Raw genomic sequence first — 25,597 nt, forward strand, 5'->3', positions numbered from 1 at the left:
AACAAGATCGTCTTCTCACTTATATTCTTTGGTGTTTAGGGAAAATCACTTCAAAACAAGTGCCCTCTTCCCATTTGCTCTCTACTGATATTTTTCCGTAATGTTTTTCTACAATCCAATTTGCGATTGAAAGACCTAATCCAGCTCCTTCTGACGTACTTCTTGCTTTATCCCCTTGATAAAAACGATCAAATAATTTCGGAATATCTTCTTCTTTCACTCCTATCCCGTCATCTTTCACTTGTATACGAATTGAACTACTCGTTTGCGTGCAATTGATTTGAATATGACCGCCTTCGTTCGTATACTTCATCGCATTATCTAACAGTATGACCATCATTTGATGAATCCGCTCTCTATCACCCATAAAAGATACGCCACGTTCTACTTTTAATATCATTTCTTTTTCTTGATAAGAAGCAATCTCCTTATATGGAGCTACTATTTCTTCTAACAATTTATCGAGTTCAAATGTTTTCTTATCCATCTCAATTTGATTAGAATCAGAGCGTGCTAGCAATAATAAATTACTAACGAGTTTTGATAACCGCCTACATTCTTTTGAAATTGTAGAAATATCCATCGCTTTTTCTTCTATCGTAGCGGATGGTGACTGGAATAAAACATCTGTTTTTGATTGAATAACTGCAAGCGGTGTCCTTAGTTCATGTGACGCATCAGAAACGAATTGCTGCTGTTTTTCCCATGAATTTTGAATAGGTACGAGTGCCCTGCCAGCTAAGAAAAAGCCGATACCGATTGCACAGAGGCTTCCTATGCTACAACCTATAGTAAGAATTAGAAATAAAGTATTTAACATTTCTTCTTCAGCTGTTATATCGCGTACGATTTGAACTATTTTTCCATCTTGTTGAAATGCAAACGTCCTAAAATATAGTCCTTGCACTTCTATATCTTGCAAAATCCCTAATTTCTTTGGCGAAAACTTTTCCAAATTGTCTTCAAAGATAATACGACGTTTACCGTTTTCAACACCTATCTCCACCGTGTTTCCTATCCAAGTTAACTCCATTATCCTTGGATCCCCAATTGGAGGATATCCCCTAATTTTTTTAGGGAATTTTTTATCATCTGCATTCTTTCTATGTTGAACGGCTTTTTCTATCGATTCATTTACTCCACTATAAATACGCTTATATGTGTAAGAATAAATGATACTACCTAATACGCCTATCAAAATGATAAATACTAATGAATTCAATATAGTCAATCGAATACGCGTCTTCTGAAACATACTTCCCTTTTTCATTGTTCTTTTAATATATATCCAATACCTCGAACAGTTTGAATATCTTTCTGATAACCGAATGGCTCTAATTTTTTACGTAAATGATGTACATACACTTCTACAATTGCCACTGTCGTATCTGAATCAAATCCCCAAACACGATCAAAAATTTGTTCCCTCATTAAAATCTTTCCGCTATTTTGAATAAGATACTCTAGAAGCTCATATTGTTTTAATGTTAGCTTCATACTTTGTCCATCTACTTGAACATCTTTATCTTTTCCGAACAGTTCAATCCCTTTATATCGAATAGTCTGCTTTGTTGTTAAACTACCACTTCTGCGTAGTAAAGCACGAATTCTCGCTTTTAATTCAGGGGCCTGAAATGGCTTAACGATATAGTCATCTCCACCAAAGTCCAATCCCTTCACCCGATCTTCTAAAGAATCTCTCGCTGTTAAAAACAGGACTGGTGTTTCAATCTTTTCATCACGTATTCTTTGAATTACTTCAAAACCATCCATCTCTGGCATCATCACATCAAGCAAAATTGCATCATATATATTTTGTAACGCTAGAAATAATCCCTCTTCTCCATTCAATGCTGTATCTACTTCAAATTCATCACACAAAATTTGCACGATAGACTCTAATAACGAAGCATTATCTTCTACTACGAGTAAGCGCATATTCTCACCTTCCACCATATCGTTCGATTCTATTTATAATCACATTCCTGCTTTTCCTAACAAAAGAATATCATTATATTTTGTAACTTCATTTTTAATTCGTTCTTTCTACACTTTTTCTTGATACAGAATTTTAAAGATTAATTATAAAGACTCTTTCTTAAATTTAGCTTAATAAAAAATTGAAAGAAATAAGATTTCCCTTATCTCTTTCAATTTTTTACTACATATACCTTTTTACTTGGCAATTCCAAACAATTTAGCTGACCACCATACACAGCCCCGCCATCAATTCCAATAATTCGATTACTACCAAAATACACGCCACAATTCTCACTACCGTGAAGCGTTTTTGTTTCCGTATGGCCAAATACAACAACCTTTTCGCCACTATATCCATTATGAAACTCATTACGGATCCACATTAACGTATATGGTTCACATTCAGAAACTCGTTTCATAGGCTCAACACCAGCATGTACAAATATGTACTCTTCTGTTTCAATGTAATGATCTAATTCTTGAATAAACTTTACATGATCTTCTAAAACATGCGATTGTAAAATTGGTTTTTGGAAGTCTTCCTCATTAACTACAATATCTTCTTCTACAAATCCATAGCTATATAATGTCTTATCTCCACCATTCCTTTTTACCCAATGGTTCCATGAACGTTCCTCATCAGTCGTTAACGCCTTAATCATCATATCTTCATGATTTCCCTTTAGAACGAGGGCTCCATCTTCTTTTAACTCTTTTACCCTTTCAATTACTGCACGTGCATTTGGACCACGATCTACATAATCCCCTAATAAAATTAGTTGATCCTGTTTTGCATCGTATTGAGCTTCTTCTAATAACTGTTCGAACTTTTTTATTTCTCCATGAATATCACTAATAACAAGAATTCTTTTCATATTATCCCCCCTCTTTCTAATTATAATTCAAAACGACAGAAACTTCAGAATTGTATTTTAAAACCGTATTTATTACAGATACAACGATTATCCTTACAACAATGTAAGTCTCTTGTCATCCAATTCGATAGTTGCGATTGCTATATTTCCTTATACTAAAAGTAAGAAATGAAACAAAAAACAAGGAGAGATGAGATATGAAAAAAGTGATGGAAGTTATGGTAGCAGTGGCAGAGGTTTTCGTAAATGGCAAACAAGTTGCAATGGAGTTAAACAAATAATGAAAAGGACAAGATTCATTCTAGACCCTTTACTCATATAAAAGAGATAAGACTTCTTCATTTTTTTGATCCCTTATCTCCTAAAGAAAGCCGTATCCTTTTTCGGATACGGCTTTCTCTTATTTTTGACTCGTACGAGCTGAAATGCTAATTGCTCTATCTGTCGCTTTGGCAGCTTCATCTAACGCTTCTTTACTATTCTTTCCGTCATACATTGCTTCTAATGCTTTTACAACTGCATCTCGTGATTCTGGGAATACACTAATTAAAGCACCTTGTGTTGCTGGAGATTGTTTCGTCGCTTGCAATTGATCTACTGTTACTTTTAACTGTGGATATTTTTCATATTGCTCTTTTACTAATGGTTCATTATATGCATCTGGATTAATAGAGAAATAACCTGTTGCAGTATGCCATTTTGCTTGTACGTCTGACTTCGTTAAATATTTCATAAAGTCCCAAGCACCTTGTTGTGTTTCTTCTGAAACCATATTCGTCATCCATAATGATGCTCCTCCAATAACAACACCATTTTGTTTCGAATCCTCTGGATATGGAATATATGACACGCCTATATTAAACTTAGATGCATCAATTAAGTCGCGAACACCAGCTGAAGAATCTAAATACATAGCAACTTGTCCAGACTGGAACGCGGCACGAATATCATCCCAACTTGCTCCATACTTTCCTAGTGCACCAGCTTTATTTAACTCATCTAGCATCCCAAATACTTTCTGTCCTTCTTTACCGTTAAATACAGCTTTCTTTGCAGCATCTTTACGACCATTTTCATTATCTACATATAAAGCGCCTTGTGTCGCTAACAATTCCTCAAAGAACCAACCATAATTCAGCATTGAAAATCCATATTGTTTTACATTTCCGCCTTCTTTAATCGTTAACTTTTTCGCTGCTTCTTGCAATTCCGCATATGTTTTTGGAGCTTTCTCTGGATCTAAGCCCGCCTTTGCGAAAGCATCTTTATTATAAATTAATACTGGTGTAGATGAATTAAATGGCATAGAATACATTTTTCCATCAACTGAATAATAATTTGTAATTGCTTTTTCCAACTTTGAAGTATCGTACTTATCTTTTTTTATCCAACTATCAATTGGCGTAATCTTTTTACTATCAATCATATATTTTGTTGTAATTTCACTCGACTGAACAAGAGCTGGCGCTTCTTTCGTAGCAGACATCGTTTTAAATTTCGTTAAAGACTCTTCATATGTCCCTTGGAACTCTGGCTTTATCTCGTATTTATTTTGTGACTTATTATAGTCCGCAACAAGCCCATCTAATACCCCTTGTGTTTTTCCACCCATCGCATGCCAAAAACGAATTACAGTTTTATCACCATTTTTTTCAACTGGTGCTACTTTCGCCTGTGCTTCAGGTTTTCCTTCTGTTTTACTATTTGAACAAGCAGCACTAGATAATGCCATTGTTGCTACCATTAATAGAGCAGCACCTTTTTTAACTAGACTCATTTTAATCTCACCTTCTCTTAGTTATTTAATTGCACCTTTTGTTAATCCTTGTTGTAATTGCTTTTGTCCTAAAAATAATAGAATCAATGTTGGTATAACGATAACCGTAACGCCAGCCATTACGCTTCCCCAATCAGTTGCAACTTCTTGAGATTGAAGCTGCTTCACACCAATTTGAACTGTTCTTACCTTTTCATCAGTGGTCACTAAAAGTGGCCATAAGTACATATTCCATGTTGTTAAAAAACTATATACGCCAAGCGTAATAAAACTCGTTTTACAATACGGAATTACAACGCTGAACAAAAATCTTACATTTCCAATCCCTTCAATAAAAGCAGCTTCTTTCAGTTCATTCGGAAGTGTCATAAAATGTTGGCGTAACAAGAAAATACCGAAAGCTGTTGCAAAAAACGGCACTGTCATCCCAGCGAAACTATTGATCCAGCCAAAGTTTTGAATCGTTAAAAAGTTAGGTACCATCGTCGCTTCCCACGGAATAAGCATCGTTGAAATAAACAGGAAAAAAATAAGATTTCTTCCCTTAAACTGAAGAAAGACAAAAGCATACGCCGCTAAGCTTGACACGATAAGTTGTCCAATCATAACAACTGTCGATACAACTAAGCTGTTATATAAATATGTAAAAAGTGGTACTTTCTGAAAAATATTAATGAAATTATCAAAAGTAAATTGAGTTGGAAATATCCTTCTCATTTGAATATCGTCTGGTGTCATAAAACTTATTAAAAACGCATACAGCACAGGAAAAAATACCATTACTGCACTAATTATGAGCAGCATGTATAGCAGGAAATTTTGTTTCCACTGTTTAACGATCATTTATAATGCACCTTTCTCTCAGCAAACTTAAATTGAAGTAATGTAGCAATGAAAATGAAAACAAATAGTACCATAGCTTGTGCACTTGCTGTCCCAAATTGATGATTCACAAATGCCTCTTTATAAATCGAATATACAATTAAATTTGTTGCATCATTTGGTCCACCGTGCGTTAAAATATCAATCTGTCCAAAGCTTTGGAACGCACTAATTAACGTTACTGTCACGATAAAGAATAAAGTTGGTGATAGCATCGGTAATGTAACACGACGAAGCTTATATAAATAGCTAGCACCATCTATAGATGCACTCTCATATAAAGACGTATCAATATTTTGTAAACCACCTAATATAACTAAAAATGCAAATCCTGTATTCACCCAAACCGTTGTAACTGATACAGAGAATAGTGCCCAGTCCGGACTCGTTAACCATGCAATTGCAGGAAGATTCATAGAAGCTAATATATTATTGAATAACCCGACACTTGGATGAAATAAAAATAACCAAATTACTGCACTAGCAGCTACTGATATTCCCATTGTCGAAGAAAACAGAACTCGAAATAACCCAATACCTCTTACCTTTCCGTTTGCAATCAATGCAAGAAATAAAGCGAGTATAATACTCGTAGGCACTGTATATACAACAAATAATAAAGTTGACTTTATGCTTTTGTAGAAAGCAGGATCAGAAAATAAGTATTGATAATTTTCTAAGCCAACGAAAAGATTAGCTTCTCCGTGTATATCTGTTAAATAAAAGCTATAGTAAATCGTCCTAAATAATGGATAAAAAAGAAAAATCGAGAACAATAAAATAGATGGCGCTAAAAATAATAATCCTATTCTTAAATCTTTCGTTCTACTCCATAAATTCTTCTTTTTTGCCACCTTTGCTTGGGCTGGTAACTTGCCTACTTCAATCATTATTTCGCCACCACTTTCAACTCTTCTTCAGCTACCACTTTTAATCGTTCATTCGTATTTTGATGAAAGAAGCATAACTTATCTTGTGAGAATAATAATTTTACTTTGTCACCTTTGTTCAGGATTAGCTGTCCAATGACTTTTGCACTCCAAGTTGTTCCATTTATTGCGAAGTTTAATATAGATTCGTTGCCTAATACTTCTACAGATTGTAGCGTAACTTCTTGTCCTTCCTCAGACAGGGCAATATGCTCAGGACGCATGCCTATGCGAATTATTCCTTCTGGTAATTGCTTTAACTGTCCAATAGATAACGGAATTTGCAATTGCCCTATATGTAATACACCTTTTTCTTTGTTTACTTCTCCATCATTTATATTCATCGAAGGAGACCCTATAAAACTTGCAACAAATTCATTTGCTGGTTCGTTATAGATGTCAAGCGGTGTTCCAACTTGCTGTATGCTTCCTTTATTTAAAACCATGATGCGATCTCCCATAGTCATCGCCTCTATTTGATCATGAGTAACGTAAATCATTGTAATTCCTAAACGCTGCTGAATTTCTCTAATTTCAATTCTCATTTGCGCACGTAATTTCGCGTCTAAATTCGAAAGTGGTTCATCCATTAAACAAATCGGTGCTTGGCTCACAATCGCTCTAGCAAGCGCAACACGCTGTCTTTGTCCACCTGATAATTGACCTGGTTTCATTTTCACATACTCTTTCAGCCCTACCATTTCAATAGCTTCCATTAATCTCTTTTGCCGCTCTTCTTTTTGTACTTTCCTTACCTTAAGTCCAAATAAAATATTTTCTTCTACAGATAAGTGTGGGTATAGTGCATAATTTTGAAATACCATTGATAGATTACGATCTTTCGGCTCTAAATCATTTGCAACACGTTCATTAATAATTAAATCCCCCGAAGAAATTTCTTCTAGGCCAGCGATCATTCGTAATAATGTGCTTTTCCCACATCCTGAAGGCCCAACTAAAACAAAAAACTCACCCTTTTTAATGTGAACCGATACCCCCTTAACCGCTGTCTCTTCTGCATTTTTATATACCTTTGAAACATTTTTCAATTCAATCACAAAGTTGCACTCCTTTTTTCTTCTTGTATCCATACTTCATAATGACTCGTTGAAATTGCACTTGCGCCTGCACGAATAGCAATTTCCGCATCTTCTCGTGTTTGAATCAGTCCGCCTGCAATGATAGGAAATTCTATTTCCTCTGCTAACTGCTTAATAATGGAAGGCATAATACCAGGCATAATCTCTACTGCATTCGGTTTAGTCGTTTTACAATTTTCAATTGATTTTGTAAGAGATAAAGTATCGACAATAAAAATACGTTGGATCGTTTTTAATCCAATTTTATTGGCATTTCGAATTGTAGATCCTTTTGTTGAAATAATACCTTGTGCTCCGATAACGTCTTGAATATACAAAAGTGCTTCCTCTGTATTCGTATTTAAACCTTGTATAAAATCACAATGAAGAAAGACATCATGTCCATGTTTCTGTAATTCATATACACGCTCTGGTAACTCCAGCATTGAACCCGTCATAAGAAAAACTGTTTTCGGTAATTTTTTGTATGTGTTGTATCCTTTCCAATCCTTTATCATCGCAATATAAGGTTCTTTAAACATTCATTCCACCTAGCTTTTCTGTTTTTATCCAAACTAAAAACACCTACTTACATAGAACACCTTTCTCCTTATTTGAACTCTAGGGAATAGAGCACACCTAAGAAAGTGGCACGTTATATGTAAGCGGGTGTTCTCAAATGTTCTCTACCCTAGTTATTTTGTTACCTTTACTATAGTATGCATTTATTAAGTCAGTTTTGATAGATTGTTAATTAGCTGTTAATCGAATGTTAATATTCACCATATTTTCTTAACATTAATCTAGATATACGAATAACCCCCAACAGCAAACAACTATCTTTAAAATTCAAGTAATATGCAAATTCATTCCATAGTTAATCAATTTTAGTTTTCTCGCAACTTCTTGTGAGGCATAATTATCCCAAGAAGTACTATAAAGTGAAATGCGGTTTTCTTCTTGTATTGATATCGCCCAGGCTGTAACAACATCAGTACCATACCCATTCTCCGCTAAAGTTTCCACACTCGCCTCAGCAGCTACAGGTGTACTCCTAGCACTGCAACATATAGAAACTACCTTTTCATTTTTTACAATTGCAAAGTAAGGTTGCCTCCACTCCATCTGTTCTATTAGATTAGGAAAATTTTCTCGCAAAAGCTCTTTATTCTTCTCTGTTATCTGTATTGTTCTAGTTGGCTTATGTAAATTATTAGAGAACATGAAAGCAGGGCCCATCCAAATATTTTTTACTGTTCTTTCTTCATTTAATACATGGATAATCTTTGCTATCTCTATATGATTTGAAGGTTCTCGAATTAATTTCTCAATCTTACCTACCGTTTCATCATCCAGATCACAATGATATCTCGTTATACTCCCTTCACGAGTTCTGCCAAGAAAACAGCGTGGTGCTTTCGGATTTCCTTGTTCATTTACATATTTCATTTTTCCTACTTGATTATGAACAAATAAAACCTCTACCTGAATTGCTATTAAATCAAGTTCTGAGAGCCTCATTTATATTCTCCTTAGTTACTCCATATACCATTCATAATCTATTTTTCATGCCCAAAACAAAAATCCCATTTACATACACATTACTGAATCCATCATACTCAATGACTTCTTCATTCTGTCTATCTAAATGGGATTATTTCATACTTGTTATTCTACCGGTTGCGGTTGTGGCTGTACTACTTCATTCGCTCCAGCTACCCTCAACATATTTGCAATATCTTTAAAACCTCTTTTTTCAGCATATTGCAGTGGCGTAATATTTTCCTTATTGGCCATATTTACATCTGCCCCGTGGTCAATAAGCATTTGAATTACTTTCTTGTGATTTTCACTACCATTTCCTAATACAATTGCTTCTACTAAAGCTGTTCCACCACGAGCATTTTTATAATTGACATCAATATCTGTATGCTCTAACAATTCTTTTACGACCTCTACATGGCCACGCTCAGATGCAGAAATAAGTGCTGTTCCACCTGACTTAGTCGTTTCTTTCGTATTAACTCCTGCATTAATTAATACTTTTACAATATCCGTATATCCTTCTCTACTCGCATAAAGAAGTGGATTACTTTGTTTCTCATCTTTAATTTCAATATTAGCACCTGCACCAATTAATGCTTTCACTGTCTCTACATGATTTTGGTACGTTGCTGCAAGGACAGGTGTTTCTCCGTTGTCACCTTCTACATTTATATTCGCTCCATCTTGAATCAACTTCATAGCTGTTTCTGTGTCTCCAAGAGTGGCAGAAAGTAGCAACTGTTTGTCCATTAAATTTATACTTTTTTCTTCTTTAGATTCTTCCTGTTCTTTATGCTTCTCTTGTTTCTTTTCGTTTTTCACATGAACCGGTTTCGATTCTGGCTCTTCTTGCTTATCGCAAGCCACTACCGTCATTAAAAGTCCTAATAACATACATAATAAAATTTTTTGTTTTTTCACAACTACAGCTCCTATGAAAGATAATGTTTTCTTAACCATTCCTCCATCACATACAATAACTCTTCTTGAGTACATTTATCCATAAGCACTTTATATTCCTTCTTTAATTGGATTATCTTAAACTTATATGATGTTTCTCAACCTATTGGAATGATACGCCTGATGGCCTCATCATTAGCATTATGAAGCAATTAGTTTAGCACGTTTTCACCGCATTTGTATACATTTCTAAAAAGTACATACATGGTTGCTTTAGGTCACTACATTCCATTGTAACCGTTCTTCTAAAAATTTTACACCTTTTCTATATTTGCACCTGAATAATACTAGAAAAAGACAACTATGCAGTTGTCTTTTTCTAGTATTAATGATGCCCACCGTGATTTCCCTTTTTCGTGTTCCCCATCATTTCTTTATTCATTTCCCATTTATGCTCTGCTAGCTCTTTATACGAGAGAACTTTCCCCTTATAGTTAGATACAAAGCTCTTTGCATCTTTTTTGTTTTTAAATGAAATGACATTATAAGCCATTGGTGTTGTAATTGTTTTATCATATACATAAGTAGCGTCTTCTAACGAAACCCAATCTTTCGAATCATAATCTCGAACAAATTTTTCTTTCGTCTTTTCACCTGGATTAATCTCCATCCATTTATACATACAACCGATATCATCAAACTTTAATGCTTTTCCATTTTCTAAAATGATTTCTGTTGCAAATTGATTATCCATTACCCCAATTTGGCAAATATCACACTTATCATGCTTCTCATCAATTGCCACAGCCTCTGCTTGTTTCTTACCACATCCTACAATTGTAAAGACAAAGAATAAGCATATAGCAAGCATCACATACTTTGTTCTCATTGTATTTCCTCCCTAACCGTATCTTCTACAAGGAGCATATCAAAAACTTGTGTGCGATTTGTGAAAAAATGATGTGTCTTTTGTAATATATGGAACAAAAAAGATGTGTAGTCCTCTCTACACACCTCTCATCATTCACAACCTGTAATTACTAAATCATCTTCTATTTTAATTAATAATGTATCTGTATGAATTTGCTGCCCAACAACTACATTTACTAATCTTATATTTCCACTGATGCCGACTGCAACCTTTTCAAGTTCACCGTTATTTTTTCGGATCATCATTAATTTTTCCCACTCATATACGTAAGAAGATTCATTAACAAAAATCTCTTCTACTTTTCCTTCATAAGAACTACAAATCTCTTCCATTCTTGTTTTCATATAAAATCTACTCCCTATTTCACACTTCAATATTGTCATCTTATTCTACCATTCTTATGGAGAGCAGCTTACTTTTTAAAAATTCAAATTAACTCCCGTGAACAAAATGACCAAAATAAAAATTATGCTTCTAATGATGTTATTTTTCAAATTATTTACCATTCAAATAGATGCTTTTATGATAAACAAAAAAACTTTTTCTGAATTTTTATTTTATTTTGAAAGCGCAATCATTTTTGAGGGGGAGATTACATGTTAGCACTACTTGGATTTGCAATGGTATTTGTCTTTATGTTTTTAATTATGACAAAACGTATGTCAGCACTAGTAGCATTAATATTAATTCCAATTACGTTCGCATTAATTGGAGGATTTTATGCAAACATGGGACCTACGATGTTAGAGGGCATTCAAAAACTAGCACCTACTGGTATTATGCTTATGTTTGCTATTTTATATTTTGGAATTATGATTGATAGCGGTTTATTTGATCCTGTCATTAGTAGGATTTTGAAATTTGTAAAAGGAGATCCTTTAAAAATTGTTGTTGGTACAGCGATTCTTACAATTATCGTTTCATTAGATGGGGATGGAACGACAACGTATATGATTACTGTTTCCGCAATGTACCCACTATATAAACGCCTTGGAATGAATCCACTTATATTAGCTGGGGTTGTTATGTTAGGTGCAGGCGTGACAAATCTTACACCGTGGGGTGGACCGACAGCTCGTGTTATGAGTGCACTTGGACTAGACGCATCAGAGCTCTTTACACCACTTATACCAGGAATGATTGCTGGTGCACTTTGGGTAGTTTTCGTTGCTTACTATCTTGGAAAAAAAGAAAGAAAACGTTTAGGAATTATGGATATACAATATTTAAAACAAATGCAAACAACAGATGAGCAAGCTGCAACAGTAGAAGCTGCTGTTCATAAGCGCCCTAAACTTCTATGGATTAACTTTTTATTAACTGCTACCTTACTTGTCTGTCTTATACTAGAAGTTATGCCATTACCTGTTTTATTTACAATCGCTTTCGCTATTGCTGTTATGATTAACTATCCGAACTTAGAGCAACAGAAAGAGCGTATTGCTTCTCACGCAGGAAACGTATTAGCAGTTGTTTCTCTCGTATTTGCCGCTGGGATTTTCACTGGAATTTTATCAGGAACAAAAATGGTAGATGCAATGGCTAAAAGTGTAGTAACTCTTATACCAGATGCTCTTGGCCCACAATTACCAATTATTACAGCACTTCTTAGTATGCCATTCACATTCTTCATGTCCAATGATGCATTTTACTTCGGTGTACTACCTATTTTAACGAAAGCTGCTGCTACCTATGGAATTAGTGCAGCTGAAATGGGACGCGCTTCCTTACTCGGGCAACCTGTTCACTTATTAAGCCCTCTTGTTGCATCCACTTATTTATTAGTTGGGATGGCAAAGGTTGATTTTGGTGAACATCAACGTTTTACTTTATTGTGGGCAGTTGGAACGACAATGGTCATGTTGATTACTGGAATTTTAATTGGGGTTATTCCAATATAAAATAAAAAAACAGTAGCGGACATATATCCTCTACTGTTTTTTATTATGAAGGAATAAGAAAATATCTTCTTTCTGGTCTCCCAACACTCCCATATATAAGCTCCGCATGAACTTTCTTTCCTGATATTAAATATTCTAAATAACGCCTCGCTGTCGATCTGCTTACTCCGACCATTGAGCTTAGCACTTCCGCAGTAATACCTTCTTCATTCACTGTTAACATATGCTTTTTTATTTTTGCTAAAGTTAAGGGGTCTATACCTTTCGGGGCATATTCTATTTCATTTCCCTTTACGCCTCTTTGAGACCATAGATGTTCTATTTGTTCGATAGATAATTGGTTATTTTTCTTTAACTGCACAAGCTTTTTTTGGTAATTTTCCAAACTTGCTTTAAATCGATCAAACATAAGTGGCTTTACGATATAATCTGTTACTCCACCTCGCAGGGCGTGCCTCACTACATCTGTTTCCGATGCAGCTGTAATCATAATAATATCTGTATCATGTAAATTATGTCTAATATATGTGACAAGTTCCGTTCCTTGCATATCAGGTAAGTACACGTCTAATAAAACGAGCTGTGGCTTCACAAGATCTAGCCATTCTTTCGCTTGTTCCCCAGTCGTCGCTGTTCCAATTACTTTAAATCCCTCAATCTTTTCAGTAAAACGACGATGAATGTCTGCAATTCGAATATCATCTTCTACAATCAATACTTCAATCTCCTCACCCATTACAATTCGCCTCTCTCTTTTGGTAATGCAATAATAAACAATGCACCACCTAAATCCCCTTTTTCGATTGCGATACTTCCATTTAAATCTTCTACTAACTCTTTCACCTTTGCTAATCCATATCCTCGCTTCTCGCCTTCTTTCGTCGAGAAGCCTTTATAGAATATGCTAGCAATGACCTCATCATGAATCCCTTGTCCTGAGTCTTCCACTTCAATGACTATTTCTTCTCCGATATCAGTTACAAACATTCTTACTTTCTTATCATGTTCTTCATTTCTTTCAATCGCTTCAAATGCATTCGTAATTAAATTTCCTAAAATAGAAACGACATAATTACTCTCAATATGCGGGCTTAATTTGTCTAAGCTACTCTCTCTATCTAGCATAAACTCAATCTTCAACTCTCTTGCTCTATTATAGAATCCAATTAAAATCCCTCCTAACCATGGATTTTGAATTCGTTTCATAATAAATTGAACAAAATCTTGATATACCGCTGTTTCCTTATGAATAAGCTCCAAAGCATCTTCATATAATTCTAGCTGGATAAGACCTGAAAGCGTATACAACAAATTGTTATATTCATGCGTTTGCGCTCGTAATGCCTCTGTATATTGCTTCGTCTGAGATAATTCTGCTGTTAACTGATCCATTTCAGATTTCAAACGTAAGCTCGATACAACGCCAGTTACTTTATTCTTTACTTTAATGGGTAGACGGTTCGCAATAACAGCCTGCCCTTTTATATTTAATTGGCGGTCAAACTGTTCTTCACCAGTTTGAAGTACATCTAATATCGTTGAATTAGGAATTATATCTAAAATAAATTCTCCAATAATATTTCGTTGTTCATCTAGCGAAAGAATATCATAGGCTGCTTGATTAACTAAACTAATTATGCCATGTTGATCAATGACAATAATCCCCTCACGTACAGATTGAATCACTGTACTATGCTCTTCATATAAAGATGAAATTTCTTCTGGCTCCATCCCAAACATCATTCTTTTTATACTGCCAGCTAAATATATAGAGCCGATTACTCCAATTAATAGACCTATTATTGTAATCCAAAACACACGCTTTCCATACACTTCTACCGCTCCATGAATATCATCCATTGAAAATCCAACAGATACCACGCCAATGATTTCATTTTCCTGATTATGGATTGGAACTTTTCCGCGTAATGAAGGGCCTAATGTTCCAGTTGCTTTCGAAACGTAAGATTTCCCTTCTAATAAAACTCCTTTGTTATCTCCGCCAACCATTGCTTCTCCTATTTTATCTTTCCTAGGATGTGCATAACGAATCCCTTCTTTATTTCCAACTACAATAAAATCAGCATCTGTATCAATTCGAATTTTTTCCGCAATCGGTTGAATAATAGAAGCTGGATTTTCTGTTTGAAAAGCTTCCTTGATTTCTGGTATAGCAGCAACTGTTTTCGCAACATGCAAAGCTCTTTTGCCAATTTGCTCTTCTACCGTTTCAGATAATATGTAATAAAATAAATAACTCGTTAGCATAAGTACAACAAGAATAAGTGTACTAATAGTTAATGTGATTCTCGGTTGGAGTTTTAATTTTTTAAATTTCAAAACCATTCCCCTAACATGATTAAAGATAGAATTTAAAGAATATACAGTCTCTTTAATTATACTTAATCATAACACGGTTACTCTATATTTCTTTCTTTTTCTCTTCATAAAAAAGAAACGAAGTAAAATTATTACCTCGTTTCTTAACAATCATTATTACACTTTAAACTTACCAATCATCTCTTGTAATTCTTCTGCCATTTGTGATAAATGAACTGCTGCTGCATTGATTTCATCTACTGAAGCTAATTGTTCTTCTGAAGAACCAGCAATATTTTGAACGCTTGCTGCATTTTCTTCAATCGTAGCTGCAATTTCATTAATTGATGCACTAACTTGTTTTGCATCTACTGTCATTTGCTTCGCTACTTCTACCATGTTATCAATTTGTACAACTGTATCATCCGTAGATTTCAGTATTTCAGCAAAGCTTTGCTTCGTTTCATTTGCAACTACAAGCCCTGATTGTACTTCTGTCCCAACTTGCTTCATAGAACTTACCGTTTCCTTGATATCAAATTGGATCTCTTTCACTAGTTTTCCAATTTCCGTAGAAGACTGTCCTGATTGCTCAGCTAATTTTCGTACTTCATCTGCTACAATTGCAAATCCTCTTCCTTGCTCTCCAGCTCTTGCAGCCTCAATTGCCGCATTTAACGCTAATAAATTAGTCTGCTCTGCAATGTGTTGAATCACCTCAAGAATTGCTCCAATTTGTTTTGATTTATCATCTAACAAAACAATAACTTTATCTGATTGTGAAACAGACTCATGGATTAATTGCATTTGATTCACAGTTTGTTCAACTAACTTCCCACCATCTTCAGCCTTTTTCTTCGTATACATAGATGCTGTGGATACTAATGAAGAACTATCTGCAACACGCTGAATTCCTTCTGTAACTTCTTCTAATAATGTTGCGCCTTCTTCAACTTCTTTCGTTTGTATTTCAGCCCCGCTCGACACTTGCTCTATTGCTTGTGTAATTTGTTCCGTCGCTTCACTTGTCTGCTTCATACTAGCTGTTAATTCTTCTGAAGATGCCGCCACGTGACTTGCTGAAGTATTTATATTGGAAATGACCTGATGTAATGATGCCGCCATCTCATTAAAACTTTCTCCTAGCTGTCCAATTTCATCTTTAGAATGAACTGTAATTGTTTCTGTTAAATCGCCTTCACTAATCTTTTTCGATGATATAACAAGTTGTTTTAACGGACTAATAATAGAAGCAATTATGAAGTAAATTAAAATCCCACCAATTATTAATGAAATACCAATAACAGTTAGCGTTTTATAGAAAATAGGATTAGCTGCTTCAATAATTTCTTTTGAAGGCATAATTCCTGCTATTTTCCATCCCGTCTGCTTATTTGTTATAAAGGTAATATTGCGATCATCACCATCGAGTTTGAATTTAAATTCACCTGTTTCCTGTTTGTACAATTCCTTCTCAAGTTTTTCTTCTATTTTGTCACCTGGTTTCATCGTCGGATGTGCTATTACATGTTTAGATTGGTCGAAGATTGCTACATATCCTTTTTTGCCGATATTGACCATTTTTGAAGTATTTACAATATCATTAATAATTAAATCAATACCGAGAACACCGCTCTTATCCTCATTTTGTTTTGCTATTGTAATAACAATATTCCCTGTTGTACTTGACTTATATGGGGCTGTGATAACCACTTCTCCGCTTTTTTTCGCTGCTTCTTTATACCAATCTCTTTCGGTAGGATTATACCCATCTGGCATTTGAATAGACGGTGATTGAATAAATTGTCCCGTACTAGACCCCGTATAAATTGCTTCTATTTCTGGATGTAACTTATTATATTCTTCTAATTTATTTTGCACATTTTGAAGCTGATCAGTTCCGTAACTTACTCCATTAAATAACTTTGTAAAATATACTGCGTCTACCTTTTTACTGTCTATCTCTTTGTTAATAACATTATTTAAAACCTTTACGTTATCTTCCGCTGATTGTAAAATTGTTTCATTAAAATTTGTCTTTGCTTGCTGATAAGACGTCCAACCAATTACAATACTTGGAAGAATTAAAACAATAACAAATGACACAAGTAACTTTGCTTTTAAACTACTTCTTCTTAATTTCCCTTGAAACATATCTCTACCCCTCCATACCGTTTTAAATGTAATTGTTTTACATTTAATTTCTTTATATAAATTATACGATTAAAACGTATCAACTCTTTTTCTATTAAAGAATTAATACATACCTTTTTCATTCTATATAAATTAAATAATTAAAACAATATATTAAAATGTAAATTATTCGAACAATTCACAGAAGAACCTCTAGTATCTCACTTACTAGAGGTTCCACCCACTATACTATTCTTTATCTTTTTCTACTTCTTTTTTCTCATCTTCTACTACTGATACAACCGGTTTATCGTTTGATAATTGTTGTACTGCTCCTTTTCCAGCAAATCCTTCTAATAACTCTTTTAAATCAATGCCAGAAGAAGCTTTTAATGTTTCTTGCATCGTTGCCATTAAATCAGTCGCATAACCTGCAACTTTTCCGGCACCGCTATTTTTACCACCGCCGCCTGTATCGACAACTGTAATTTTATCAATGTTACTAAGTGGGCTTGCAACTTCCTTCGCATAACTTGGAAGCATTTTAAGTACCATATCCATAATTGCCGCTTGGCCATATAACTCAAATGCCTCTGCAATTTTTTGTTTCGCTTCTGCTTCTGCTAAACCTTTTAACCTAATAACATCGGCTTCCGCCGTACCTTGTGCTTTTTGTACTTCCGCTTTCGCTTGACCTTGCGCTTTTTCGATTTCCGCCTTCGCTAAACCTTCCACACGTACTTCTTCCGCACGTGCTCTCGCTTCAGCTTCAATCTTATATTGATCCGCATCTGCCTTTTTCATTTGTTTTACTTTTTCTGCTTCCGCTGATTGCTCAACAGCATAGCGATCTGCATCTGCTTTTTTCTTTACTTCTGCATCGTATTGCTTTTCACGACGCGCAATCTCTTTTTCTTCTAATTCAATTTGTTTCTCACGCTCAATGATTTTAACGCGCATTTGCTCTTCTGTAACACCTTGTTGCGCTTTCGCTTGTTGTAATTCGTAAGAAAGATCCGCATCTGCACGAGCTTGTTCTTGCTCTCTCTTATAAGATTGTACTTTTAATTCTTTATGTTTTTCAGCTTCAGCGATTTGGGCATCACGTTGGTATTCAGCTTCTTTCGCTTCTTTCTCAGCACGAGCTTTTTCAATACGAGCTTCCTTTTCACGCTCTGCATTTGCAATTGTTGCATCACGCTTAACCGTCGCAATTTGTGGCTGACCAAGTGCATCTAAGTAACCGTTCTTATCCATGATTTCTTTAATTGTAAAGGACACGATGCGAAGACCCATTTTCTTTAAATCTGTAGAAGCTACTTCATGCACTTTTTGAGCAAATTGCTCTCTATTACTATACGCATCTTCTACTGTCATAGAAGATAAAATCGCACGTAAATGACCTTCTAAAACTTCTTTCGCTTCTACTTTTAACTCTTCTGTTTCTTTTCCTAAATATTGCTCAGCTGCTGTCGATACTTCTTCAATTGTAGAACCTACTTTAATAATAGAAACACCATTTACTGTAACTGGAACACCTTGCTTCGTATACGTATCGCGTGTGCCCACTTCTAACTTGTAGTTTAGTAAGCTTAAAGGTTCTGCTCTTTGCATGATTGGCACTACGAATGTACCGCCACCGCGAATAATCTTAATCTTCTTTCCATCATCAGTGGTCACTACATTTTTCCCACCACCAAGCCAGTTCCCTGTAACAATTAACGCTTCATCTGGTCCAACTGTTCGATACTTCGTAATGAATACTAAAATGAGTAGAATTAAAATTGCGAGTAAAACTCCACCAATAATTAATGGAATCGTCATGTGAATTCCCCCTTATAATTTTGGTTTTTTTAAAGAATAAGCGATGTTTTGTACAAGCAAAACACCATCTTGGACTCCCTCAATAATAACTTCAGTTCCTTGTGAAATATCTTTTTTCCCAATTGTTTTAGCTGGAATTGCATTACTTCCAAATTGAGAGGATATTAATACTTCACCAAATCCTTCTGTAGGAATTGTCGTAATGACTTCTCCCTTGCAACCAATGAATTCATCCATACGTTGCACAGTATTTTGTTCTGCTTCTGCAATCGGTTTTAAAATTAATATTTTCATTATGAATACACCAATAAAGGATATAGCAAATGCAGCCACGAAAATAAGAATACTATTAAAGGAAAATAAATATTCTCCTATATAACTAAGTCCACATAACATAGCGAAAAAACTAAGTAATAAAGTAACAACGGATACAGATCCGCCTCCAAAACTAAATATGGATTCAAATATATCCCCAAAAAAGATATAAATCACAGTGAGTATAGTAGCAATAATAAATCCGTATAAATAAATTGTCTCAAGTGGATAACCAAACAAAACCATTTCTTATCCCCCTCTCTTAAACAATCCCTTTTTTGTTATGTGTATGCCCCACCTCTTTCAAAGATTATTGTTCTTAATTTTCAGTTATTTACTCTTTAAAGAAAAGCCTGCAGTACAGGCCTCTAAAAAAGAACAGGAGAAGCCTATTGTGACAGGCTCCTCCTAGAAAATAACCGATATATTATATATCTATATAATATACTATTTTCCACAAAAAGTAAAGTTAAACATACATTGGAAAAGCACTTATTTTACTGATAATTCGTATGTTCCATCGCCATTATCATATTTATATACATACAAGTAATATTTACCTGGTTTTGCATTAAAGTTTGCCTCTATATGATTGCCATTTGCTTGACCGTAAGCAGTATAATTTTGTATATCTGATTCATGGTGAAGTACCCATGTCATCCCGATTCCATACTCATTTAAAACGGAAATATCAATATTTTTCGCTGATGCTACATTAAATGTATAAACATCAGTGTGATCCCCGCCGATAAGGCTACCTTTTATCGTAGTGTTTAGTCCAATACGATTTGCTTCCTCTGGGCGATTATTTGGTTCTGATTCTGTTAAACTTCCATCTTTAACCGTAACCGTTGTTTCGCTTTTGCTCTCTTTTCCTTTATCATCTTTTACTATTAACGCTACTTTATATGAACCTTCTCTTTCATATACATGTACCGGATTTACTTCTGCACTTGTGCTTCCATCTCCAAAGTCCCATAAATAAGAAACGATTTTTCCATCTTCATCTTTTGAGCCGTCACTTTTAAATTGAATCCCTTCTTTTACAAGTCCATTATAAGGGCCATTTATATTAACTGTTGGAGCTTTATTTTCTCCGTCATCTTTTGCGATACCGTGGAAGACTACATCATATTCAAATTGATTTGAGCTATTTATACGGTAATTGACGAAGTATGCTGTAACAGTTTTGTAGCCACTCCATTCTTTTTGCGCAAGTTGTTCTAAAGCTTCGTTTACTTTCTTACTCATTGCGTTCCAATCTTCTGATTCACCTTTTGTTACACTACCTGTATACGTACCTTCTAATGTAAATGTATTAAAGAATTGGGAGCTATGTTTTGTCATTTTTGCATCTCTCATCGGCAACATTTCAGTCATTTCTTTCTCTACTGCTGTTAATGATTTTGGGGCATGTTCAGCTAAATAATCATCTGCTACTGCCGGTACATTATATTTATCTTGATTATCGATTAGCTGCTGCATATACTCTTGATACTCTTTATTTAACTTAGGATCTTTACTTAGATTTTCACGATATGCATCATAATTTTTTACGTCATTCGCACGAATCAAATCTTGAATTTTATCAAATGTTTCAAACTGATGCGTATATAAGTAAGACTGCAATGCGAACGAGTAATTATAGAAATCCCAAGAACCGTATTTAGCAAATAATGTACGCTCTGCTGTATAACGGCTTGCAGGATCAGATGATAATCCACTAATGATGCTCTTTCTCGGCACTACATTATTTGTTCGAGTAGACCCTGCGAAAAACTCTGCATTGCCTTCTTGGAACCAAGTTAACCTTTCATTTTGATACATATCTCCTCTTCCGAATAAACCTGGCACTTCATATCTCCCTTGAAGATAATGAGTAAACTCATGACGGAATAACTCTTCTAAACTATAAATGCTTTGTTCTGGCGTGCGCTCATATGTAAAGAATGTTCCTGTTTCTTCAATATAAATTCCACCGTTGTTCGTTTCATATCCATACAGTTGTCTATTTAACTGGTACTCTTCTGGGCTGTTATAAATTACGATCGTTAATATATCATCTGCATTGCCCGGCTCTAACGCTTTATCATTCCCAATTACACGATGATACTGTGCTTTTACTTCCTTTGCAGCCCAGTATAGTCTCTTAATTTTTTCTTCCGATACTTTATCTCCTGTTTTAAATACGATAGATCCATCATCAAATGTATACGTTTTTGGTAAGTACTGCTCTTTTCCTTCTTTACGTATTTTCTCTAAATCTACTGTATTCCCGCTATAATCTTTTCCATTATAATTTGTTGTAATTTGTTCTACTGCGACAAAGTACGGCTCACTTAAGCGCGGATACATATGCATTGCCTGTGTAACAACTTCTAAACCTTTATTTGGATTGCTATGAAACTTCCCTAAACGACTCGCAAAGTAAATTCCATTATTAACGAGCCACTTATTTTCTGGTGTTACTTCATTTAGGAGAGCAATACGATTTATTTCATTAATAAACCCATCTACTTTTCCATACCACATCGTTTCATTCGCTTCTTTACGAGCCTCAATTAAGTAAGACTGTATATCATAGTCAATCCCTTGCATAATATCGTATATTGCTTGTCCCTTCATTCGATCATTTACATACGTATTAAAATCATCATTATATTGCTTTAAAATATTCGATGCGTATTGAACTGTTTCAACATCGCTTGAAGCGTTACTAATCAATTTACCGTATGCAGATACGACTGTATCTTGTTCAGCTGTACCAAGCTTAAAGTTTGGATTTTTTGCGATTGCTTTTAAAGCAGGTAAACATTTGTCCTGGAAGCTTCTTTCATTTAATTCACTTAATTCATTATTATAAAATGCCAAATAAAAAGCTGAACGTAACACTTCCGTAAACGTTTGAATTCCTTTTGAATCATCTTTCGTAAATGTACTACCTCGATGAGCTAATTCATCTATAACGACTTGCATTTTCCCTTTATCTTTATAAAAGGACTTTGCATCTTCATTAAACTGGAATAAGTCTGTAATTTGATGCCACTTAATACTGCCTAACGTTTCAACTAATTCTTGATCATTCATCTTGTTTAAATCAGCCATTGAATAGCTTTCTTTAACTTGCTTTACTGTCGCTTTGTTCGTAATAGATGCTGGTCGTTGTGAAAAGTCTCCTACTTTTAACCGTTCTTGAAACGATAATGTTTCCTCCGCTTTAGAAACGTGTCCAATCTCATCTACCGGCTTTTCAATTCCTACTGGTTTCGAATGCAATACATTATATGGCACCTTTTCTTCTGCTGATGCATGAGTTTGAATTGCCCCCAGCGATAGAGCCATTGTACTAATGCTAAGCATCACTTTATTGATCTTTGATTTCTTGTTCATATCCTTGCCCCCTATTTTAATATTCCATCCAAGAATTTAACATAAAATCTAGATACAACAATATAAAATGCAATATTTCATATTATTTCTCCTTACATTTTGTACATATCGTGAACAATCTCCCTACTATCTAGCCGCCAATAGTTATGAATCTTTAGCGATTAAACAGTCCTTTTACACACATTAAAAATCGAATTTTTTGACAATTAACCCTTTAATTGTTATGATTAATATAATTGTTAACTTTATTAAACAAGGGTGGGATTCTATGATAAAAAAAGAGAACAGTGTATTTTATATCTCCATCTTGCTAACAACATTATTCATCATATGGGGAATTACCCCGGCAAGTTGGATACAAGGCTATGATTTACAAAGCGTTACATCTTCTTTAAACTCATTTATCCTCAATAAATTTGGATGGTTTTACTCTCTACTTATGACTGCAATGATTATTTTAGCTGCTTATTTAGCATTTTCTAAGTACGGTTCTATTCGTCTTGGTAAAGATGGAGAAAAACCAAAGTATAGTTATCCATCTTGGCTATCCATGTTATTTGGGGCAGGAATGGGAATTGGACTCCTCTTTTATGGAATCGCTGAACCGATTTCACACTTTACAGATCCACTAACAGGAAAAGCAGGTACAGAGGAAAGCGCCAAGCTCGCTATGCAATATTCATTTTTCCACTGGGGTCTCTTTCCATGGTCACTATACGCAATGGTTGCTTTAACAATTGCATATTTCACATTCCGCAAACAAAAAGGTAGCACAATTGGGGCTACAGTTACTCCATTATTTAATCGATCGAAAAATTCTCCTATCGGAAAAACAGTCGATATTTTAGCTGTTTTAGCCACAGTATTTGGTATTGTGCCATCTGTTGGGATTGGTGCTCAACAAATTGCTGGGGGATTAAGCTATTTATTCCCTTCTATTCATAACACTTTACTTACACAGCTCGTACTTATCGCTATCTTCGCTGTTTTATATTTAACAAGTGCACAAACAGGCTTAGATCGTGGGATTAAATATTTGAGTAACTTAAATTTCTCTCTTGCAGGTATATTACTCGTCTCCTTCTTACTTTTAGGACCAACTGTATTTATTATGAAATATTTCACATCTACACTCGGTTCTTATATTGGAGCTTTACCTAGTATGGGATTAAATTTAGGAGCATTTAATGAAAAATCTTCTTCTTGGATAGAAAACTGGACTATTTTCTATTGGGGATGGTGGATCTCTTGGTCCCCATTCGTCGGTACATTCATCGCCCGTATTTCTAAAGGACGCACAATAAAAGAATTTATTTTTGGAGTTGTATTAGTCCCAACTCTCATCTGCACATTTTGGTTTGCAGTATTTGGCGGTACCGCTATCCATATGGAAATGTTCCAATCGCTTGGTATAGCTGATGAAATCGCAAAAAATGGTACAGAGATTGGATTATTTGCTGTTATTTCACATCTACCGTTCTCTACATTTTTAACAATTATCGGGTTAATTTTAGTAGCCACATTTTTCGTTACTTCTGCTGACTCGGCAACATTTGTCGTTTCTATGCAAACGAGTAACGGAAGCTTATCACCAAAAAATAGTTTAAAACTTATATGGGGATTAACAATCGCGATCATCGCAGCTATTTTATTACAAGCTGGAGGATTAAATGCACTGCAAATTGCAGCGATCATCGCAGCACTACCATTTTCTATCGTAGTCGTCCTTATGGTTACTTCACTCTTTAAAGAGCTACGAAAAGAAGATGTTAATTTGCAAACGAAAGAAGTTCCGAAAAAAATAAAAAAGGTTATGTAGCGATTGGCACCTCAAATTATTTCTAAATCCATGATAAATGAGGAAAAAAGTAAATTAAAAAACCCCATTCGTATGAAATATAATTTTCATACGAATGGGGTTTTTCACTCTATTATATAGTGTTGTAAACATGCCTTCTCCTCAAAACCTACTTTCTTGTACAACTTCATCGCACGATCATAATTCATATTCAAACATAATTCTATCTCTCTCATCCCTTAGAAGGAGAAAATATATTGAATTGCAGCTTGTAATAACCACTCTCCGACACCTTTTCAATTTTCAAAATAGAATTGACATACATAACCTCTCCTCCTTCTCTAATATATTCACACCTTTTCCATTTATCTCCTTCTAAAAAAGACATCATCATAAGCATATTTCAAAATGAAATCGCCATGATAATGTCTTCTTAAAAACTCATATAATCATATTACGTTATAATAAAATAAAACGTTTTTTATTTCTTAAATAATCTCTTTCTAAATACAAACATACTCAATGCTGAAAGAACTAACGCTATGCCTGAAAGTAATATTGAAGTATTCTCTTGTCCACCTGTTGCTCCTAATGATTTCTTACTTTCTCCTTGCTTATTAACAACTGGTTTATTTTCTTTCACAACTTGATTATTCACGTTTTGTTCTTGGACTACTGTGGATTGATTTACTGCGTCTTTTGAACCTTCAATTTCTTTTCCTGTTCCTTTTATCTCAGCTTTCGCCCCTTCAACTCCTGTTGTTGGCTCGTCCACTTCTTCTTTTACCTCTTCAACTTCTTTTTCCGGCTCTTTTACTTCCTCTTGCTCTTCTTCAACTTCTTTTATCGTTTCTTTCACTTCTTCTTTTGTTTCTTCAACTTCTTTTTCCGGCTCTTTTACTTCCTCCTGCTCTTCTTCAACTTCTTTTATCGTTTCTTTCACTTCTTCTTTTGTTTCTTCAACTTCTTTTTCCGGCTCTTTTACTTCCTCCTGCTCTTCTTCAACTTCTTTTATCGTT

At 34.8% G+C, this 25,597-nt stretch carries 21 protein-coding genes and 2 pseudogenes; 2 read left to right on the forward strand and 21 right to left on the reverse strand.

Annotated features, from left to right (window positions below; all coding sequences use genetic code 11):
• Positions 1-19 precede the first annotated feature (19 nt).
• The 12 genes from PDQ40_RS20880 to PDQ40_RS20935 form a co-directional block, all read right to left on the reverse strand.
• Complete coding sequence (locus PDQ40_RS20880; protein ID WP_000486860.1) at positions 20-1,255, reverse strand: sensor histidine kinase; 1,236 nt, start codon at positions 1,253-1,255, stop codon at positions 20-22.
• A gap of 11 nt (positions 1,256-1,266) precedes the next feature.
• A complete protein-coding gene (locus PDQ40_RS20885; RefSeq protein ID WP_001238612.1) occupies positions 1,267-1,938 on the reverse strand; it encodes a response regulator transcription factor in 672 nt (223 codons plus the stop codon).
• Positions 1,939-2,150: 212 nt separating this feature from the next.
• The gene (locus PDQ40_RS20890; RefSeq protein WP_000821995.1) at positions 2,151-2,855 is read right to left on the reverse strand and encodes a metallophosphoesterase family protein; all 705 of its coding nucleotides are present in this window, start codon (positions 2,853-2,855) and stop codon (positions 2,151-2,153) included.
• A gap of 400 nt (positions 2,856-3,255) precedes the next feature.
• Positions 3,256-4,632 carry an ABC transporter substrate-binding protein gene (locus PDQ40_RS20895; protein ID WP_000060603.1) on the reverse strand — a complete coding sequence of 459 codons (1,377 nt, stop codon included), beginning with the start codon at positions 4,630-4,632 and terminating at the stop codon, positions 3,256-3,258.
• 21 nt (positions 4,633-4,653) lie between these two features.
• Positions 4,654-5,475 (reverse strand): carbohydrate ABC transporter permease, encoded by an 822-nt coding sequence (locus PDQ40_RS20900; protein ID WP_000635931.1) that lies wholly within the window; start codon positions 5,473-5,475, stop codon positions 4,654-4,656.
• Positions 5,472-6,404 carry a carbohydrate ABC transporter permease gene (locus tag PDQ40_RS20905; RefSeq protein ID WP_000573563.1) on the reverse strand — a complete coding sequence of 311 codons (933 nt, stop codon included), beginning with the start codon at positions 6,402-6,404 and terminating at the stop codon, positions 5,472-5,474. Before PDQ40_RS20905 ends, PDQ40_RS20900 begins: the two co-directional genes overlap by 4 nt.
• Positions 6,404-7,501 carry an ABC transporter ATP-binding protein gene (locus PDQ40_RS20910; protein WP_000571386.1) on the reverse strand — a complete coding sequence of 366 codons (1,098 nt, stop codon included), beginning with the start codon at positions 7,499-7,501 and terminating at the stop codon, positions 6,404-6,406. Before PDQ40_RS20910 ends, PDQ40_RS20905 begins: the two co-directional genes overlap by 1 nt.
• Positions 7,498-8,064: a glycerol-3-phosphate responsive antiterminator gene (locus tag PDQ40_RS20915; RefSeq protein WP_000472009.1), complete on the reverse strand. Its 567-nt coding sequence runs from the start codon at positions 8,062-8,064 to the stop codon at positions 7,498-7,500. Before PDQ40_RS20915 ends, PDQ40_RS20910 begins: the two co-directional genes overlap by 4 nt.
• Positions 8,065-8,371: 307 nt before the next feature.
• Positions 8,372-9,043, reverse strand: a complete 672-nt coding sequence (locus PDQ40_RS20920) for a hypothetical protein (RefSeq protein WP_001239731.1) — start codon at positions 9,041-9,043, stop codon at positions 8,372-8,374.
• A 147-nt stretch (positions 9,044-9,190) separates the two neighbouring features.
• Positions 9,191-10,063 (reverse strand): ankyrin repeat domain-containing protein, encoded by an 873-nt coding sequence (locus PDQ40_RS20925; protein WP_002170332.1) that lies wholly within the window; start codon positions 10,061-10,063, stop codon positions 9,191-9,193.
• A gap of 289 nt (positions 10,064-10,352) precedes the next feature.
• Positions 10,353-10,856: a nitrous oxide reductase accessory protein NosL gene (locus PDQ40_RS20930; protein ID WP_001259405.1), complete on the reverse strand. Its 504-nt coding sequence runs from the start codon at positions 10,854-10,856 to the stop codon at positions 10,353-10,355.
• A 131-nt stretch (positions 10,857-10,987) separates the two neighbouring features.
• Positions 10,988-11,242 carry a hypothetical protein gene (locus tag PDQ40_RS20935; protein ID WP_000857644.1) on the reverse strand — a complete coding sequence of 85 codons (255 nt, stop codon included), beginning with the start codon at positions 11,240-11,242 and terminating at the stop codon, positions 10,988-10,990.
• Positions 11,243-11,494: 252 nt separating this feature from the next.
• Between PDQ40_RS20935 and PDQ40_RS20940 the strand changes: the two genes are divergently transcribed.
• Positions 11,495-12,799: a CitMHS family transporter gene (locus tag PDQ40_RS20940; protein ID WP_270691616.1), complete on the forward strand. Its 1,305-nt coding sequence runs from the start codon at positions 11,495-11,497 to the stop codon at positions 12,797-12,799.
• Positions 12,800-12,842: 43 nt separating this feature from the next.
• On the opposite strand, the gene PDQ40_RS20945 is transcribed toward PDQ40_RS20940, so the two are convergent.
• The 7 genes and pseudogenes from PDQ40_RS20945 to colA form a co-directional block, all read right to left on the reverse strand.
• Positions 12,843-13,535 (reverse strand): response regulator, encoded by a 693-nt coding sequence (locus PDQ40_RS20945; RefSeq protein WP_000503450.1) that lies wholly within the window; start codon positions 13,533-13,535, stop codon positions 12,843-12,845.
• Positions 13,535-15,145, reverse strand: coding sequence for an ATP-binding protein (locus PDQ40_RS20950; RefSeq protein WP_082187588.1), 1,611 nt, complete (start codon positions 15,143-15,145; stop codon positions 13,535-13,537). The genes PDQ40_RS20945 and PDQ40_RS20950 overlap by 1 nt, the downstream gene beginning before the upstream one ends.
• A gap of 150 nt (positions 15,146-15,295) precedes the next feature.
• Positions 15,296-16,243: a methyl-accepting chemotaxis protein gene (locus PDQ40_RS28245; protein WP_372465826.1), complete on the reverse strand. Its 948-nt coding sequence runs from the start codon at positions 16,241-16,243 to the stop codon at positions 15,296-15,298.
• A pseudogene (locus tag PDQ40_RS28250) lies at positions 16,235-17,272 on the reverse strand (HAMP domain-containing protein); the annotation flags it as partial. The gene PDQ40_RS28245 and the pseudogene PDQ40_RS28250, both read right to left, overlap by 9 nt.
• A 228-nt stretch (positions 17,273-17,500) precedes the next feature.
• Positions 17,501-19,075 carry a flotillin family protein gene (locus PDQ40_RS20960; RefSeq protein ID WP_000155027.1) on the reverse strand — a complete coding sequence of 525 codons (1,575 nt, stop codon included), beginning with the start codon at positions 19,073-19,075 and terminating at the stop codon, positions 17,501-17,503.
• A gap of 12 nt (positions 19,076-19,087) precedes the next feature.
• The gene (locus PDQ40_RS20965) at positions 19,088-19,636 is read right to left on the reverse strand and encodes an NfeD family protein (protein WP_000242441.1); all 549 of its coding nucleotides are present in this window, start codon (positions 19,634-19,636) and stop codon (positions 19,088-19,090) included.
• A gap of 246 nt (positions 19,637-19,882) precedes the next feature.
• Positions 19,883-22,780, reverse strand: coding sequence for a collagenase ColA (colA, locus tag PDQ40_RS20970; RefSeq protein WP_001036372.1), 2,898 nt, complete (start codon positions 22,778-22,780; stop codon positions 19,883-19,885).
• A gap of 268 nt (positions 22,781-23,048) precedes the next feature.
• Between colA and opuD the strand changes: the two genes are divergently transcribed.
• Entirely contained in the window at positions 23,049-24,599 is a 1,551-nt protein-coding gene (gene opuD / locus PDQ40_RS20975) for a glycine betaine transporter OpuD (RefSeq protein ID WP_000591586.1), read from the forward strand.
• Positions 24,600-24,703: 104 nt separating this feature from the next.
• Here opuD and PDQ40_RS20980 read toward each other — a convergent pair.
• Together PDQ40_RS20980 and PDQ40_RS20985 are read right to left on the reverse strand one after the other, a co-directional pair.
• A pseudogene (locus PDQ40_RS20980) lies at positions 24,704-24,874 on the reverse strand (GNAT family N-acetyltransferase); the annotation flags it as partial.
• A 185-nt stretch (positions 24,875-25,059) separates the two neighbouring features.
• The coding region (locus PDQ40_RS20985) for an LPXTG cell wall anchor domain-containing protein (RefSeq protein ID WP_270691617.1) at positions 25,060-25,597 on the reverse strand (538 nt) is incomplete at its 5' end.

The sequence above is a fragment of the Bacillus cereus group sp. Bc061 genome (assembly GCF_027715825.1).
Classification (GTDB): Bacteria; Bacillota; Bacilli; order Bacillales; family Bacillaceae_G; genus Bacillus_A; species Bacillus_A paranthracis.

Excerpts from the sequence above, each read along its gene's own strand:
- PDQ40_RS20880 (WP_000486860.1), bottom strand. The coding sequence starts at position 1,255 with ATGTTTCAGAAGACGCGTATTCGATTGACTATATTGAATTCATTAGTA.
- PDQ40_RS20885 (WP_001238612.1), bottom strand. The coding sequence starts at position 1,938 with ATGCGCTTACTCGTAGTAGAAGATAATGCTTCGTTATTAGAGTCTATC.
- PDQ40_RS20890 (WP_000821995.1), bottom strand. The coding sequence starts at position 2,855 with ATGAAAAGAATTCTTGTTATTAGTGATATTCATGGAGAAATAAAAAAG.
- PDQ40_RS20895 (WP_000060603.1), bottom strand. The coding sequence starts at position 4,632 with ATGAGTCTAGTTAAAAAAGGTGCTGCTCTATTAATGGTAGCAACAATG.
- PDQ40_RS20900 (WP_000635931.1), bottom strand. The coding sequence starts at position 5,475 with ATGATCGTTAAACAGTGGAAACAAAATTTCCTGCTATACATGCTGCTC.
- PDQ40_RS20905 (WP_000573563.1), bottom strand. The coding sequence starts at position 6,404 with ATGATTGAAGTAGGCAAGTTACCAGCCCAAGCAAAGGTGGCAAAAAAG.
- PDQ40_RS20915 (WP_000472009.1), bottom strand. The coding sequence starts at position 8,064 with ATGTTTAAAGAACCTTATATTGCGATGATAAAGGATTGGAAAGGATAC.
- PDQ40_RS20920 (WP_001239731.1), bottom strand. The coding sequence starts at position 9,043 with ATGAGGCTCTCAGAACTTGATTTAATAGCAATTCAGGTAGAGGTTTTA.
- PDQ40_RS20925 (WP_002170332.1), bottom strand. The coding sequence starts at position 10,063 with ATGTACTCAAGAAGAGTTATTGTATGTGATGGAGGAATGGTTAAGAAA.
- PDQ40_RS20930 (WP_001259405.1), bottom strand. The coding sequence starts at position 10,856 with ATGAGAACAAAGTATGTGATGCTTGCTATATGCTTATTCTTTGTCTTT.
- PDQ40_RS20935 (WP_000857644.1), bottom strand. The coding sequence starts at position 11,242 with ATGAAAACAAGAATGGAAGAGATTTGTAGTTCTTATGAAGGAAAAGTA.
- PDQ40_RS20940 (WP_270691616.1), top strand. The coding sequence starts at position 11,495 with ATGTTAGCACTACTTGGATTTGCAATGGTATTTGTCTTTATGTTTTTA.
- PDQ40_RS20945 (WP_000503450.1), bottom strand. The coding sequence starts at position 13,535 with ATGGGTGAGGAGATTGAAGTATTGATTGTAGAAGATGATATTCGAATT.
- PDQ40_RS20950 (WP_082187588.1), bottom strand. The coding sequence starts at position 15,145 with ATGGTTTTGAAATTTAAAAAATTAAAACTCCAACCGAGAATCACATTA.
- PDQ40_RS28245 (WP_372465826.1), bottom strand. The coding sequence starts at position 16,243 with ATGGCGGCATCATTACATCAGGTCATTTCCAATATAAATACTTCAGCA.
- PDQ40_RS20960 (WP_000155027.1), bottom strand. The coding sequence starts at position 19,075 with ATGACGATTCCATTAATTATTGGTGGAGTTTTACTCGCAATTTTAATT.
- PDQ40_RS20965 (WP_000242441.1), bottom strand. The coding sequence starts at position 19,636 with ATGGTTTTGTTTGGTTATCCACTTGAGACAATTTATTTATACGGATTT.
- colA (WP_001036372.1), bottom strand. The coding sequence starts at position 22,780 with ATGAACAAGAAATCAAAGATCAATAAAGTGATGCTTAGCATTAGTACA.
- opuD (WP_000591586.1), top strand. The coding sequence starts at position 23,049 with ATGATAAAAAAAGAGAACAGTGTATTTTATATCTCCATCTTGCTAACA.